This is a genomic window from Clostridium sp. JS66, assembly GCF_033561535.1.
GTDB classification, from domain to species: Bacteria; Bacillota; Clostridia; order Clostridiales; family Clostridiaceae; genus Clostridium_AM; species Clostridium_AM carboxidivorans.
Window position 1 is genome coordinate 2,332,635 of sequence record NZ_CP131467.1, and the last position, 15,492, is coordinate 2,348,126.

Sequence of the window (15,492 nt, forward strand, 5' to 3'; positions counted from 1 at the left end):
TTATTTATGTTAGCTAATTTAGAATAGCTTCATTTTGTAAAAGGGAAAGGTCAATATTTTTGTGGCTGAGTTTAATTCAAAACAGATTAAAAAGCAGGAGTTTTATCTAATGCTATAATATAGCTAAAGAGAGATATGAAAAAGATGGCAAAGTATATGATTATAAATTGTATAATGGCATAAAATTCAACGATCTTAGAAATGGTAATAATGAATAGTAGGAGTGATCGCATTGTTTTCAGACAAATTAAAAAAGTATAGAAGAGACTTAGGACTTACACAAAAAGATTTAGGCAGGAAACTAGATTTATCAAAAGCAACTATAGGTCAGCTAGAAGCTGGTTTGAAGGAACCATCTAAGGTATTACTTGAAAAAATATATAAATTTAGTGGTAAAAATATGAATTGGTGGCTTGATAAAAATGAGCAATTTAAATTTAACCAAACATTTAAATATACAATTTATCCAGCTAATAAATATAAAGCTATTTTTCCCATACTATTTTCAGCTATTTTTTCGGCAGTGTTAATATTTGCATTAGCCGATAGTCCTAATATTTTAGAAGTACGTGTTACATTTATTGTAGTATTCTTATGCTTAATATTTACTGCTTATCATACTGTGTTAGCTTACTATTTATTTAAAAATAAAATTTATATTACTATAATGGACAATTATATAGAAATAAAAAAAATTTCTACAACCAAAAGGGTAAATATAGCAGATATAACAGAAATAGAGTTTATTGCATGTTCTAGAGGCAGTTACCCCATGGTAGTAATTAAGTGTGATAATAGCAGAAAGCACTACTATAAAGATTTGTATTTTCCTCAGTCATGGTTTGCTAAGAAGGATATTAATAGTATGGTAGACAAATTGAAGGAGAGTAATGAAAATATATGGGTTATTGGACGAGGGGATATGTAAGAGTAAGGTAGGTGTTAAAACACAAATAATAGACAATATATTGACAAATTTACGAAATGCTATTAAACTATAATTAGACAATATATTGACTAATGGAGGAAAAACTTTATGGACATATACAGAGAGATATTTTTAATGGAACAAACTTATGCAACACTATTTTCATTGGCAAATAAGCTTCAGGTAAGGGGAGATGAATACTTGGGAAGTTTGACTTCAAGGCAATATATGGCTATGGTTGCAATTGCTCATTTACCTGAAGGCAAAGCTACCTTTAATAATATTGCAAGAAAGCTTGGGACAACTAAACAAAATGTAAAACAAATTGTTACGGCTATGGAAAGGAAAGGATATATTGATGTTATACCTAATTCTGAAGATAGGCGTGCAGTTAATGTAATAATTACGGAAGCTGGAAAGCAGGTAGTGTATCAAGTTTCAGAAAAAGGAATATTTTTCATGGCAGAACTTTTTAAGGATTTTTCAACTGAAGAGCTGGAAACTATTTGGGGAATGCTGAAGAAGCTTTATCGATTTGATGGTGAAGAACAAGATGGCTTTGAAGAAGATAGTAACTTAAAAGTAGGTGAAAGTCAGAAGGAGGAGGTAACAAGGATATTAAAGGAGTTTGAAAGAATAAGAATAAATCAGAAAATGGAGAGAGAAAGCTATGAAGAATAAAAATAACAGACCAATATGTACTTCTGAATATGTAAGGATTAATGGAATAGGTCAATTTTTATTTCATCTAGGAACAAGCTTTGATAATCCTGTAATGCTATTTTTGCATGGAGGGCCAGGTTCGGCAGAATCATTATTTACAGGGGTATTTCAAGATAGATGGGAAGAAATATATACTGTAGTTCATTGGGACCAGCGAGGTGCTGGAAAGACCCTGACTAGAAATCCAGATAAGCTTCCTACAATAGAGTTAATGCTTCAGGATTTGTTTGAAGTCATCCAGTATCTTAAGAAAAAATATAACAAGAAAAAGGTTGTTATATTTGGACATTCCTGGGGAAGTGTTTTAGGATCAATATTTATTAGAAAGCATCCAGAAGAAATAGAATATTATATTGGTGCAGGACAGGTCGTTGGCATGGTGGAAAATGAGCAGGTATCCTATAGCAAACTTAAAGAAATCATTGAGCAGACAGGTGATAAAAAATCATTGAAAAAGCTTGAGAGTGTAGGTGAATATCCTGGCAGCAAAATTGTCTTTGACAAAGAATTTTTGAGGAAATGTAATATAGTTCATAAGCTTCAGGGAAAATATAAATTAGGAGTGGAAATAGGCATTGATATGTGGATAGCTATGTTTAAAAGCCCTATTTTTAAGCTCTCTGATATTATAGCATTTATGAAAATCTTTAAGGCAAATTCAAAAGTTCATAGTTTTCTTGGTGATTTCAATCTCCGTACAGAATCCAAAGAATATAAAGTGGCAGTATATTATATTTTAGGAGAAAGGGATTGGCAAGCTCCATGTGTTATAGCTGAAGATTATTTTAAAGATATAAAAGCACCAAATAAAGAAATATTCATCATTCCAAATGCAGGACACTTTTTAATGATGGATCAGACTGATCTTGTCTTTGATGCATTGTCAGCAATAAATAAAAAAGAATCACTTGATCAACAAGCATCGGTTATATAAGGCTAAAATATGACATTATGAAAAGATCGTTAGCTAGATGAATATGATGAACTACTATCAAGAATCTGAAGTAGAAAATTTATTTGAGTATAGGAACTTTGCAGCTTACATGTATAGTTCCTAATTTTTTTATTTTCAAGTAACTATTGCTAACGTAACAATGTTATGTTATACTGTTTTTGTAAAACAGTTGAGAAGGAGAATGAACATATGGAAGAGGAAAATCTAATTTCTAAAAAAGAATTGCTTAAAATAACGGATATATCTTATGGGCAATTATATAGATGGAAGAGGAAAAATCTTATACCTGAGGAGTGGTTTATAAAAAAGTCCAGCTTTACAGGTCAGGAAACATTTTTTCCAAGAAAAGAAATACTAGAAAGAGTAGAAAAAATTAAAAATTTTAAAGAAGATATATCCTTAGATGAGCTAGCAAGAATATTTTCTCCAAATCTTTCAACAGTATTTTTAGAAGAAAGTGATATATTAAAACAAAACATTGTTTCACAAACTGTAATAAATTTATATAAAGCTGCTCATAAAGAAAGTAATGGATTTTATTTTGATGAGTTATTATTTATGAGTATTGTGGATAGGTTTATTAAGTCTGGTAAGGCAAGTTTAGAAGAAGGAAAGCTGGTCTTTGATACTTTAGAAAAAAACTACAAAAATTTTGATGGTAGATATTGTGATGTAGTGCTTATAAGAAAATTTGGAGTAGGATTATGCTTTTTAATGCTAATACCTAATGAAATATACATTGAAAGTGAAGCTGTACTTGTATTAAAGATAAATGCTGGAGAATGCGTAGAAGAGTTAAAATCAAAAATAAATTTGTAAATGAAGGGAAGCTTTAAAATGGAAGAAAAATTAGTTGATATGAAAATTTCTGGATCAGGAAAAATCAGCGGTGGAAAATATAATGAAGTGAAAATTAGTGGTTCAGCTAAAGTTGAAGGAGATATAGAATGTTATACTTATAAGTGCTCAGGCTCCTCTTCTGTTAATGGAAATGTAAAGGCTGAAACAGTTGGAATTAGTGGCAGCACTAAAATAACAGGAGATCTTGATACTGACGAAATAACTGTAAGCGGATCTTTAGATATATTAGGTGATGTTAATGCAAGAAAAGTGAAAATAAGTGGATCTTCCGACATAGGAGGCAGTTTGCATACAGAAGATATACAAATATCAGGGTCAGTTTCTATAGATGGTGACTGTGAGGCAGAAAATTTTAATGCAAGAGGTGGATTTAAAATAGGGGGACTACTAAATGCAGGGAATATTGATATAGAGATGTATGGAAACTGTAGAGTAAAAGATATAGGAGGAGAAAATATAAAAGTAAGATTAGGAAAAGGGCATTTTTTTGGCAAAATGCTAAATCTTTTTATGGATAGTAATGGACTTGAAGCAGATACAATTGAAGGTGATGATATTTTTCTTGAAAATACTACAGCAAAGATAGTAAGAGGAAATAATGTTACAATAGGAGATAACTGTAGTATTGAAGTTGTAGAATATAGAAATAAAATAAATATTGATAGTAATTCCAAGACAATTTGCAAAAAAATAGATTAAATTATGAAACATTTGGAGATTTACACAAATAGAGAAAGCGTACTGGATTTTTTCAGTACGTTTTTGTTTATCTTTCTATAGAACTTTAAGAATTATCTGATGATACTTTTCAATAATTACAATTTTAACAAAATATTTCACGCAACAAAAACTGTTCCTATTTTTGTAAAGAGTCTGATCAGCTAAGGTTTTATAGCTTTAAATAACTACTACACTGAATTGTAAGAAAATATACTAGTATATAAGCTAAAAGCTCAAACATGCTAGTTGAAACAGATAAATAGAAAGCTTTAGCTTACATGATATAACATTAGGTAATGAGCTATAAAAAATATTCTATATAAAAAATAATATAAATAATTTCAATATAATAAGGGAAAATGTAAAAAAAATAACAAATGGGAGATATTAAGTATGCTATTGGGATAATCTCCTCAAAAGACCATAAATGGTATTTGATTGGATAAATTTAGAGGTATATAATTAATTCATAAATCAGATTGATAAAAAATTAACAATACGTAAGGGAGAGGGTAACAATGAGTAAATACAAAGTTGGAGATGAATTAATAATAATACAAAATCAGATGGAAGATGAAAAAAATTTAAGTAAATTAACAAGTTTAAATGTTAAAGATGATTTTGCACAAATTTCTTGGGGATTAAAAATACTTGATGTACAATATGATAAGCCAAATGTTACTTTAACTTATAAAAATCCAAGTGGAGTTACTAATAAGGTTTTTGCAGTTTGTAATGATATAGAAAATTTTGATCAGCAAAAAGTTTTGGAAAAAGCTTTATTAAAGGCATTTCAATCAGAAATAATAAACATTAGTGTAATGAAGAATGAAAAAGGCTGTAGTATGTAAAATAAAGTTTTTAATCAATATGTGTTTATTATAGAGATATATAGTTAAGATATACTATATATCTCTGTTTTTTGATTACATCCTTTAATATATAGCTATAATTTTTCGAAGGAAAATATATAATTGACTTAGCCTCAATATTATGCTAAAATCAACCCATAAATTTAAACTTGCAAGTTATAATTTAATTATATATTTGAGTTTTCTAGGGTTCCGCAGTTTGTAGCTGGCTGGTCCGAGAGAAAACGCACATTTAATTGTGTACACGGAAGGATAAAAGCCTGGGAGATATTTTTGTAATATTTCCTTAGGCTTTTTTTATTTTCTTTTAAATAGGCCATGAAATATTACAATACTAATCTTAACTATTAATTTAAGGGGGTAAAGTTTATGGAATGGATTTATTTAGTTACAGCAGGTTTTTTCGAAGTAAGCTGGGCAATAGGACTGAAGTACTCACAAGGATTTACAAAAATATTACCTAGCATCTTAACTGTTACAGGAATGATTGCAAGCTTCTATTTTTTATCATTGTCTTTAAAAAGTTTACCACTAGGTAATGCATATGCAATTTGGACAGGGATAGGAACTGTTGGCACTGTAGTGTTAGGTATTATTTTATTTAAAGAACCAATTAATATAATGCGTATGCTTTGTATTGTATTTATAGTTCTTGGAATTGTTGGTTTAAAATTAATATCAATAGACTAATAATTGTATATAGCTTATAAATAACAAAAATAAGTATAATTTTGTTTAAAAAAGTGATAAGAAAAAAGTATACAGCTATCTAATTTTTAATATAATGAAGGAGGAATTTTAGTGAAAAAATTTGTTATTGAAGACGATTTTTGGAGTCTATTTCCAGATGCAAGGATAGGAGTTGTGGTTTGTTATGGTATAGATAACTTTATAAAGGATGAAGAGCAATATAAAAATATGATTGATAATTCAGAAAAGGAAGCTTTAAAACATTTGCAAAATCCAGAGTTCAGCAGCAATGAAGTCATAAAAGTATGGAGAGAAGCTTTCCAAAAGTTTAAAACAAAGAAAGGTGCAAGATCATCTATTGAAGCATTGTTAAAACGAGTTCATAAAGGAAATCATATAGGAAATATTAATCCTTTAGTTGATATTTACAATTCTATTTCTTTAACATATGCCTTGCCTTGTGGTGGAGAGGATATGGATAAATTTGCTGGTTATATAAGATTGACTAAGGCAGTTGGAGATGAAAGTTTTATTACATTAGGAACAGATGAGAGTGCACCACCATATGGAGGTGAAATAGTATATAAAGATAACGAAGGAGCAATTTGCAGATGCTTTAATTGGCGTGAATCAGTAAGAACAATGCTTACCGAAAATACAAAGAATGCTTTTTTGTGTATTGAATTAGTTGATGAAGGAAGATTTAAAGATTTTGAAAATGCTTTAAAAGATTTAGCAAAAACAGTACAGGATAATCTAGGTGGAATATGCAAGATTTCAATTCTTGATATTAACAATAAAGAAGTATCAATAAATTAAGGAGAAAAAAGATAATGGGTGGTTTCAGTTATAAAGATATTTATATGGAAGATGGAAAAAGGGTACTGGAGATTAACGTACTTCCAGAAAAGTATTGTAATTTTGATTGCATATTTTGTCCTATTGGAAGATCACAAAATAAGGTGGATACCAAAAGGTCATTTGATGGAATAGACAGTTCATTGATTGAACTTGGAAACAGGATAGAAAGTACAAAAGCAGAATTAGTCTTTATTAATTCAAAAGGAGAAGCTTTAGTAAATGATAAAATTGGTGATATTATTGATTTTATCAAAGCCAAAGGTTTACCTGTAAGACTACTATCTAATGGATATTTACTAGGTAGAGATGAATATATGAAAATTGCTAATAAATGTGATGAGGTTGTTGGAGAAATAAAAATAATAACAGAAGAAGGCTTTCAAAAAGTTCAAAGACCTATTGAAGGATATACATTAGCAGAATATATTTCAAATATGGTTTCCTTTAATAAAAGGTACAAAGGGAAATTTATATTTGAAATTACTATCATTAAGGGCTATAACGATGATGAAGAATCAATTGAGAAGATAAAAAATATTATTAAGGAAATATCTCCTGATAAAATAATTGTTGCAAGAATGGAAGATGAGAGATTTAAGAAAAAACTTGGTATAACTGATAAAAGATTTGAGGAAATTTCAAGTGCATTATTAAATATTTAGTTGTTGATAATTATTGAATGTAATGTTAAAATGATACAAAAATTCAAAATATTCAACAACATATTTATGAGGGGGTAAAAATATGACGCCAATGAATAATGAAGAATATCTATTAAAATTACAGTTTTCTGATGAATTAAAAGAATTGGAAGCTGCAAAAAAGGCATCTGGATTAAACTTTGAACAACTTGCTGAAAAAATTGGTGTAAACAAGGTATGGCTTGCATCTACATTTAAGGGGCAGCAGTGGGTTCCTGAAGAATATTGCACAAAAATTGCAAAGGCTCTTGGTATTAGTGTTGAAAAAACCATGTTTTTAAACAATCATCCATACAAAGGAAACACTGATCCCATATTATACAGACTTCACGAGGTTCTTGATACCTATGGCCCTGCTATTAAAGATATTATACATGAACAAGGTGGAAATGCTATTATGAGTGCCATCGATTTTGGTCTTGATGTTGACGTTATTGAAGATGCAGAAGGTAATCACAGAGTAATTATAAAGTTTGATGGCAAATTACTACCTTATGCAAAAAAAGGTAAATATCCATGGTAGCCATCGGATAAATTAAATGAAATAAGGTAGAGGAGTATAATAAAGCACTTTACCTTATTTTTATTATTTTATATTTGTATAAGCTTAATACAATAACTTTTGCCATAGCATACAAGGGAACAATAATAAAGGCTGCCATAGGGCCTCCGTAGGAAACAGCTGTTACAACTAAAAATATATCTGTAAGAGGATGTATTTTTAATGTAGATGACATAATTAGTGGAACTACTACTCTTCCTTTTAATGTTTGAACAGTAATAAATACTATACTAAGCTTTATTATCATATAGATACCTTTGCTTACAGCTATAATTGAAGGAATTATCATAGATATAAAAAATCCTATAAAAGGTATAAAACCTAAAATAAAGGTAAAGAAAGCCCATATCAATGCATTTGGCATACCTATTATTTTATAGCCTATATATATCATAATAGCCAGGGAAAGTGCTACCATTAGCTGGCCAGTTACATAGGCATTTAATGCTTTATCCACATCATAAAGTGTTTCAGATAAAAAATCTTTATATTTTTCGGGAAACAAATCTATAAATTTATTTCTAAATTTAGAATGGTCCTTTAAAAGAAAAAACAAAATTAAAAGTACCAATAATATTTTAGAAAATGCATCAACAATGTCATTTATATTTTTATATAGGTTGCTTTGAAACTTTTGTGTGTAATTGATCATCATAGTGTTAGCTATTTTAATTAACTCGTTAACATTAATAGACTTATAAATTTCATTAACAATTGAATTTATAGGGTTTTGGTTAGCAATAGTGTTAGTATTAGAACTAAGATTATGTATATTTTTAGCTAATCCATTAAACTCCCATAGGGCATATCTAATAAAAAAATATAAAATTAATAAAGCAGCAATTAGGCTAATAATTAGAGTGAGCAAGGAGGAAATACCATTACTAATACCTTTTTTATTAAATATATTGTTCAAGGGTTTTAATATATAGTATAAGAATACTGAAATAATTATAGGAACTAAAATGCATTTATATAAAGTTCTTATTATTTTAAAAATAAAATGTATTTTGCTAAAAAGGATTATAGATAAAAAAAGCAGATTTATAATTATTAAAATCTTGATTACCTTATTGTTTAGTATAATAAATCACCTCCTTAAAATTGTGAAGTAATAGTTGTTTGTAAATATATTATGGATATAATTTATGATATTTATTTAAAGTACAATATGATAAGCTTATTATTACTTAAAAACAAATTAATGGAGAAATTACAAATAAATTACAAAAAATGTTATGCATGTAATTTGAAAATAAAAAGAAAAAGGAAATAAAAAGGATAATACGCATGATAATTACATATTCTAAATCATTAGCAGTAATTATAGTTATTGCATTATTATGTATATTAATCCATAATTTAATCATTACGTCTTAAGGGGGACTTTATAATTATGAAAAAAACATTAATTTTAGGTTTAACAGCATTAATTGCATTAGGTAGTTCTGCATCGGCTTATGCAGATAATGGTTACAATGTTTCAAGATTATCTGGAAATGACAGATATAAAACTTCTGTTAATATTTCAGAAAGCTTTAACAATGGTACTATACAAACCGTAATATTAGCTAATGGTGAAAACTTTCCAGATGCATTGTCTGGCAGCTTGCTATCAAAAAAATATAATGCACCCATTGTACTAGCAGGCTTAACCCCTAGTACAAGCTCTGATGCTTTTGAATATATAAAAAATCATTTAAGCAAAAGTGGGACTGTGTATGTTTTAGGCGGTACTTCCTCGATAAGTGATGATTCAATAAATTACATAAAGCAGCTGGGTTATAATAATGTAGTAAGGCTAGGTGGTCAAAATAGATTTGATACAAGCAAGGTAATACTAAATGATATAAAAGTTCAAAAGGGAACTCCAGTTATACTTGCGAATGGCTTTGGTTTTGCAGATGCTTTAAGTGCATCAAGTATAGCTGCTATTAAAGGATATCCAATATTGATGACTGATTCGAAGATTTTGCCTGCTGAAACTAAAGATTTAATAAACGATATACAGCCTAGCAAATTGTACGTAATAGGTGGTAGTGGCGTTATTTCTGATAATGTTGTAGCAGAAGCTAAAGATACAGCTAAATCATTATCCAGCGATAATGTATTTAGAATAGCTGGTAATAATAGATATGATACTTCTATGAATATATGTAAATATTTTAATTTGGATTCTGATACTGCAGTGTTAGCTAGTGGTGAAAATTTTCCAGATGCTTTATCTGGCAGCGCACTAGCAATAAAATCCAAAGCACCTGTAATACTTACTGATGGACAAGATATATCGTCACAAAAATCTTATATGAGTACTAAAAATTTTAAAAATATAATTTTACTTGGTGGTGCTGGATCAATAGATGTGGTTGCAGAATATAGATTAAAAAGAGCAAGTGATATTTCACAACAAGAAAAAGATTTTACAAAAAATCTTTTAATTTACTGTGGTAATTTTTATAACAGTACTGAAAGCTTTGCAACTAAGTTTAGTCAATATGGAGAAAGTATTCAAAAAATTTCCGCTAACTCAAATTCAAGTAGCATACAAGATGCGGAAAATTCCTTAAATCAAATTTTAGGTATTTTTAATAATATGACTTTAAGTTTAAATAATTACAAGCAGACTTTACTTAGTATGGAGAATGAAGTTTCAAGCATGAGTGCTCCAGAAAGTTTAAACTGTTTAAAGACTGATTTAGTTAAAAACATTAATTCACAAATTGGAAATGTTGATAAATTTACTAGTCTTGTAAATAATTATTCGAGCTTGGTTAATTCTCTTAATAATGCTATAAAGGCAGGAGACTATCAGAAAATGTATGGTATAGTTGCTCAAATAAAAGAAGCTAATAACGAGTTATCTAAATTTAATACTCAAAATGCAATTTTGAATATGAATAAGTTAAGTCAAAAGATAATTACTATTAAAGGTATTATGAACTTTTAATTTTACTAAATTTAAATGACAAGATAAAAAGCCAATGCTTAATAATTGAGCATTGGCTTGAAATTTCTAAACAATATCCAAAATATCGGTACTCTGATTTTGACACCTATGTCTCCATAGGTGGGTATCCTCATAAATGCCTCAATCGCCTTCAATGCCGTAAAAGGACTCACAAGAAAGTACATTTCTTCATCTAATTATTGGATTCCCTTAAATTAAATGTAGGTTCAAAATAAGAGCTTAGCGAGTATTTCAGAAATATTATCTATGTATATCGTGCACCCACTGTTGACAATTAATCTACTAACGTTACAAATCTAGTTAGCTCAAACCAGGTTGTTCCACGGCACTCAGAAGTTATCACTTACCGCTGCTTCCTTCCGGATCTGACGGAGTTCGCGAGTTTCTGCTGCATGGGACCCAATTCTCAATACCACTTTGATCAGGCAGACTAAGCAGATTAAAGCCTATAGTGGGAATTCAATCCTGCTATAGCGGATTTCAGGTTACAGGGCACCGCTAGCTCCCCATCTAGCACGAATTTTATTTTTAATTTTGTTGTTCTCTTGCTGTGAAAATATAATAACATAATCTAAATCTTTATTCAAGGGATATATGGATAGTAATTATTACCTACTTAACTTTAAATATTTGTAGCTGCATCTCTTGCATACATGTCACAAAGAGAGTTTTCAAAGTGATTGGAGTGACCTTTTACCCATTGAAATTCAATATATTTTCCATTACAGATGTTGTCAAAGAGAAGCCAATTTTCAATATTTTTAACAGGTTCTCCATTGATGGTTTTAAAATCATTTAATTTCCAGCAGGGAATCCATTCTGTCAGACCTTTTCTCACATACTGGCTGTCAGTTACTATTCTTATTTTTTCTATATCTTTTAGTAATTGAATAGCTTTTATAACTGCTGTAAGTTCAGCCTGGCTGCTGCCTATTGCTTGAACTTTTTCCGTGTGTAGATTATAGTTTCCTTCTAAATCTTCTATTATAAAAGCAAAACCACCATATTTTTTATTTTCAAAGTAACAGGCATCTGAAAAGATTTTATAAATTTTTTCTTCACATTTATTTTCATCTACAGCATAACTATAATTATTATCATTTCGCTTGTCTAAAACTACTATTTTACTTCTATCATTAAAAGCTGCCACATCCTTATTGGATCTTAAAACAAGCTTCACTTTAAAACCAACATAGTAAGTATCTATACGCTTATTGTGAAGCATTTTTCTAAGTTGATATTCATTAGCCTTAAGACAATCAGTTAAATTATTATTGAGAATAAAGTTCAGCCCTTTTTTAAAAGGGTCAAATTCTATTAAAGTAGCTTCTGAATCATTACTTATCTTGATTTTATAATTATTATTATAAACATCTATTATTTCCATTTTAAATAACAGCATTTTCATAGGAAATGTATTTCACACCTTTCAAGCCTTGTTTTAAATTGGTTCATTTCTTATTTTTATTCTAATACTTATTAGAAATTTTCTCAATTTATCTTGTTTATTTTTATTTTAGCAGAAAGGTATCTTAATATAAAAAATTTTTTACTATACAAATTTATTATACAAATAATATGACTATATTATAAAAATTACACAATAAAAAGAGTAGATAATGAAAATTGGATGATTCTCAATTATTTCTACTCTTTTTATTGTGTTGATATATTAATTGATGATATATAAAGTTTCCTAATGATTTTAGTATAAATTTATTAAATAGAGTTGTAAACAAGAAAATTGTGGTAATAAATGATAACTAGAAACAGTCTTAGTATCTTACTTATTTTTGTACAGGGGGGGCAGTATGGAAAATGAAGTATTTAAAATTAGATCAATATTTTTCTACTTATAATAATTATATTAATAGAGCAAAGCCTGTATCTTTATTTAAGATGTAGGCTTTGCTCTATATTACATAAGGTTTATTTTAAAATTTTTTCAAGTACCGCAATATGGCTAGCCTTATTATTAATCATATTAGATAATATTTCATATGTTTTTGTATCTGTGTCATGGGTACTTTTAACAAATCTGCCTTGTAAATCAATAAGTAAAGAATACACATCTTTTTGAAAACCAAGTGAAAATTTTAGATATTCTCTGGTATTAATAATTTCTGCTACATATACCTTTTTATTGAACTGATTTATTAAAAAAGACATTTTATCATATATTACAAAATCAATTTCATCAGGATTTAAATCATCTAGTTCTTTTTTTAGGCATTCATTGTACTGAATATTCTTATCAACTTCTTGCATTAAAACTTTTGACATTATTTTTATTGATGGAATATTACATTTTTCTTTTCCGATGTTTTCATATAGAGTCTTTTCTTTAATTGCAATATTTATAGCTTTATCAATTAAATCTATAACATTATAGCCCATAATATTACCACCTTAGAATTTAATATTTTTATTTAAATTAATGTGTAGCTTTTACTACTCATGACAAAATAGTATATAGTAAATAAAAAGTTTTTTCAATAGCTATTGAAAAATTCAATTAAACGGTAATATTTTCTTCTCTTTAGTCTGTTAAGATTGATTCGTCAAGAAATAACATTTCTGTTATACTGGGATTAACAGAAACAGGAGGAAATCATATGTCAGAACAGAAGTGTCAGGAAGAGTATATACGAAGAATTCATAAAGTGCAGGATTATATGGAGAATCATTTAGGACAGTCCCTGTCCATTGAGGAGCTTGCTGGTGCTGCAGGGTTTTCAAAATATCATTTCAGCCGGATTTTTCAGGGCATATTACATGAACCATTAGCTCATTATGTGAACCGGATTCGCATGGAGAGGGCACTTTTTTTGCTGGCACACCGAACAGATAAAAATATGACGGACATTGCCTATGAACTGGGATATACGGATTCAGCTGTATTTTCCAGAGCATTTAAGAATTATTATGGTGTAAGCCCAAAAGAACACCGGAAGGAATATAGCAAGAATTGCAAAGATTCTTTTTTACTGTCTGAGTATAATAAGAACACAGCAAAGAAAGAATGGGCAGGCGATCCTTTCACTGTGACAGGTCAGATTACCATAGAAAAACTGGAGGAAAAACAGGTTGCTTATGTGAGACATACAGGTACTTATGAGACATTAGCAAAAGAGTATGTCAATCTGATGCAGACGTTATTTGATTATGCAAGAAAGCAGCACCTTCTTGTAGATGGTCAAAACTGGGTGCTTGCCATATATCATGACAATCCAGAATTTGGAGATGAGAGTCAGTTTCGTACCAGTCTGTGTCTGACAGTGCCAGAGAGCATTGGGATTCAGGAAGATGGAATCCTTGGAACCATGAAATTAGAAGGTGGTCTGTATGCGGTGGGACATTTTCAAATTCAGCAGGAACAGTATGGCGATGCCTGGAATTACATGTATCAGCAGTGGATTACAGGTAGTGGTTATATTCCAAGAAACTCCTATCCATTTGAAGTGTATCGCAACGATCCCTATGTAAGTGAGAGACATATCCATGAGGTAGATATCTACGTTCCCATTGAGCCCAATCTTTTCTAACATGCTGCAAATTTATTTAGAGGTGATCATATGAATCAAAGAAAAAAGATATGCTTAGAAAAGATAATAAACAGCAGCTATAATAACACTGCAGGCATAATTGTACTGAAAGACGGTAAAACACTATATGAAAACTACTTTAATGGATATACAGCTGATAGCACCCTTCATGTTTTTTCAGTAACAAAAAGTATTATTTCCATATTGATTGGTATTGCCATAAACAAAGGTTATATCAAAAGTATAGATCAGAAAGTATTGGATTTTTTCCCTGATTATACAGTTAAAAGAGGAGAAAAAAACATACAGAATGTTACACTTAAGGATATGCTGACTATGACAGCTCCATATAAGTATAAGTCAGAACCCTATATAGAATATTTTACAAGCCATAACTGGGTAAATAGTGCACTTGATTTATTAGGAGGCAAGGGAAAGATAGGAGAATTTAGATACACTCCTGTCATAGGACCAGATATTTTCTCTGGTATTATTGTAAAAACAACTGGACAATCTGTGATTGATTTTGCAACAGAAAACTTATTCTCACCACTTGGCATTAATGTTTATGGCAATGTAGTTTTTCATAATAAGGAGGAACAACTTGCCTGGTATGAAGAGAAAGATGTTAAGGGCTGGGTTGCGGACCCACAAGGAGTAAATACAGCAGGTTGGGGTCTTACCTTGACACCTATGGATATGGCAAAAATAGGTCAGTTGTATTTAAATAAAGGAACATGGAATGGTAAACAAATTGTACCCACATGGTGGATAGAGGAGAGTATAAAAGAACATAGTAAGTGGGGCAAGCTGTCCTATGGTTATTTGTGGTGGATTATTGATGAGAAAGAACATAGCTATGCAGCTATGGGAGATGGAGGAAATGTGATTTATGTCAATACAAAGAATAGAATGGTAATTTCTATTGCTTCTCTTTTTGTGCCTAATGCTGAGGATAGAATAAAACTTATTAAAGAGTATATTGAACCAATGTTTGAGGATTGTGTATAGTTTAAGTAAATTATGACTAATTGAATATAAAATAAAAAGGAATTGAAATAAAAACTTCAATTCCTTCTTTATTTTGTAATAGCAACAATCAATAT

16 protein-coding genes, 2 other RNA genes and 1 riboswitch are annotated in these 15,492 nt (G+C 29.6%); of the genes, 13 read left to right on the forward strand and 5 right to left on the reverse strand.

The genetic code is table 11. From position 1 onward, the window contains the following. The first annotated feature begins 223 nt into the window (after nucleotides 1–223). The 10 genes from Q6H37_RS10995 (at nucleotide 224) to Q6H37_RS11040 (ending at nucleotide 7,834) form a co-directional block, all read left to right on the forward strand. A complete protein-coding gene (locus Q6H37_RS10995; protein WP_318741854.1) occupies nucleotides 224–928 on the forward strand; it encodes a helix-turn-helix domain-containing protein in 705 nt (234 codons plus the stop codon). Between the two features lie 108 nt (nucleotides 929–1,036). Beyond that, nucleotides 1,037–1,609 carry a MarR family winged helix-turn-helix transcriptional regulator gene (locus Q6H37_RS11000; RefSeq protein ID WP_318741856.1) on the forward strand — a complete coding sequence of 191 codons (573 nt, stop codon included), beginning with the start codon at nucleotides 1,037–1,039 and terminating at the stop codon, nucleotides 1,607–1,609. Further along, entirely contained in the window at nucleotides 1,599–2,585 is a 987-nt protein-coding gene (locus tag Q6H37_RS11005; protein WP_318741858.1) for an alpha/beta hydrolase, read from the forward strand. The genes Q6H37_RS11000 and Q6H37_RS11005 overlap by 11 nt, the downstream gene beginning before the upstream one ends. Before the next feature lie 210 nt (nucleotides 2,586–2,795). Beyond that, on the forward strand, nucleotides 2,796–3,425 hold the full coding sequence (locus Q6H37_RS11010; protein ID WP_318741860.1) for a YhbD family protein: 630 nt from the start codon (nucleotides 2,796–2,798) through the stop codon (nucleotides 3,423–3,425). Nucleotides 3,426–3,443: 18 nt separating this feature from the next. Next, nucleotides 3,444–4,166 (forward strand): polymer-forming cytoskeletal protein, encoded by a 723-nt coding sequence (locus tag Q6H37_RS11015; RefSeq protein ID WP_318741862.1) that lies wholly within the window; start codon nucleotides 3,444–3,446, stop codon nucleotides 4,164–4,166. A gap of 539 nt (nucleotides 4,167–4,705) precedes the next feature. After that, the gene (locus Q6H37_RS11020; protein ID WP_318741864.1) at nucleotides 4,706–5,038 is read left to right on the forward strand and encodes a hypothetical protein; all 333 of its coding nucleotides are present in this window, start codon (nucleotides 4,706–4,708) and stop codon (nucleotides 5,036–5,038) included. Between the two features lie 194 nt (nucleotides 5,039–5,232). Beyond that, nucleotides 5,233–5,328, forward strand: a riboswitch (guanidine-I (ykkC/yxkD leader). A 100-nt stretch (nucleotides 5,329–5,428) separates the two neighbouring features. Next, complete coding sequence (sugE, locus tag Q6H37_RS11025; protein WP_318741866.1) at nucleotides 5,429–5,749, forward strand: quaternary ammonium compound efflux SMR transporter SugE; 321 nt, start codon at nucleotides 5,429–5,431, stop codon at nucleotides 5,747–5,749. A 111-nt stretch (nucleotides 5,750–5,860) separates the two neighbouring features. Next, a complete protein-coding gene (locus Q6H37_RS11030) occupies nucleotides 5,861–6,568 on the forward strand; it encodes a B3/4 domain-containing protein (protein WP_318741868.1) in 708 nt (235 codons plus the stop codon). Between the two features lie 14 nt (nucleotides 6,569–6,582). After that, nucleotides 6,583–7,272: a radical SAM protein gene (locus Q6H37_RS11035; RefSeq protein WP_318741870.1), complete on the forward strand. Its 690-nt coding sequence runs from the start codon at nucleotides 6,583–6,585 to the stop codon at nucleotides 7,270–7,272. An 82-nt stretch (nucleotides 7,273–7,354) separates the two neighbouring features. After that, nucleotides 7,355–7,834, forward strand: coding sequence for an XRE family transcriptional regulator (locus Q6H37_RS11040; RefSeq protein WP_318741872.1), 480 nt, complete (start codon nucleotides 7,355–7,357; stop codon nucleotides 7,832–7,834). 49 nt (nucleotides 7,835–7,883) lie between these two features. Here the strand turns inward: Q6H37_RS11040 and Q6H37_RS11045 are convergent, their stop codons facing one another. Further along, entirely contained in the window at nucleotides 7,884–8,960 is a 1,077-nt protein-coding gene (locus Q6H37_RS11045; protein ID WP_318742985.1) for an AI-2E family transporter, read from the reverse strand. A 309-nt stretch (nucleotides 8,961–9,269) separates the two neighbouring features. Between Q6H37_RS11045 and Q6H37_RS11050 the strand changes: the two genes are divergently transcribed. Further along, on the forward strand, nucleotides 9,270–10,820 hold the full coding sequence (locus tag Q6H37_RS11050) for a cell wall-binding repeat-containing protein (RefSeq protein ID WP_318741874.1): 1,551 nt from the start codon (nucleotides 9,270–9,272) through the stop codon (nucleotides 10,818–10,820). A gap of 70 nt (nucleotides 10,821–10,890) precedes the next feature. On the opposite strand, the gene ssrS is transcribed toward Q6H37_RS11050, so the two are convergent. From ssrS to Q6H37_RS11070, 4 genes are all read right to left on the reverse strand, one after another. Continuing rightward, nucleotides 10,891–11,082: non-coding RNA, 6S RNA (ssrS, locus tag Q6H37_RS11055), on the reverse strand. A 12-nt stretch (nucleotides 11,083–11,094) separates the two neighbouring features. Then, nucleotides 11,095–11,360: signal recognition particle sRNA large type (gene ffs, locus Q6H37_RS11060), an RNA gene on the reverse strand. Nucleotides 11,361–11,463: 103 nt separating this feature from the next. Further along, entirely contained in the window at nucleotides 11,464–12,249 is a 786-nt protein-coding gene (locus Q6H37_RS11065; RefSeq protein ID WP_318741876.1) for a ribonuclease H, read from the reverse strand. 521 nt (nucleotides 12,250–12,770) lie between these two features. Beyond that, a complete protein-coding gene (locus Q6H37_RS11070) occupies nucleotides 12,771–13,238 on the reverse strand; it encodes a hypothetical protein (RefSeq protein WP_318741878.1) in 468 nt (155 codons plus the stop codon). Nucleotides 13,239–13,456: 218 nt separating this feature from the next. Between Q6H37_RS11070 and Q6H37_RS11075 the strand changes: the two genes are divergently transcribed. Continuing rightward, a complete protein-coding gene (locus Q6H37_RS11075; RefSeq protein ID WP_318741880.1) occupies nucleotides 13,457–14,386 on the forward strand; it encodes an AraC family transcriptional regulator in 930 nt (309 codons plus the stop codon). Nucleotides 14,387–14,416: 30 nt separating this feature from the next. Continuing rightward, nucleotides 14,417–15,397 carry a serine hydrolase gene (locus Q6H37_RS11080; protein ID WP_318741883.1) on the forward strand — a complete coding sequence of 327 codons (981 nt, stop codon included), beginning with the start codon at nucleotides 14,417–14,419 and terminating at the stop codon, nucleotides 15,395–15,397. Nucleotides 15,398–15,492: the final 95 nt, after the last annotated feature.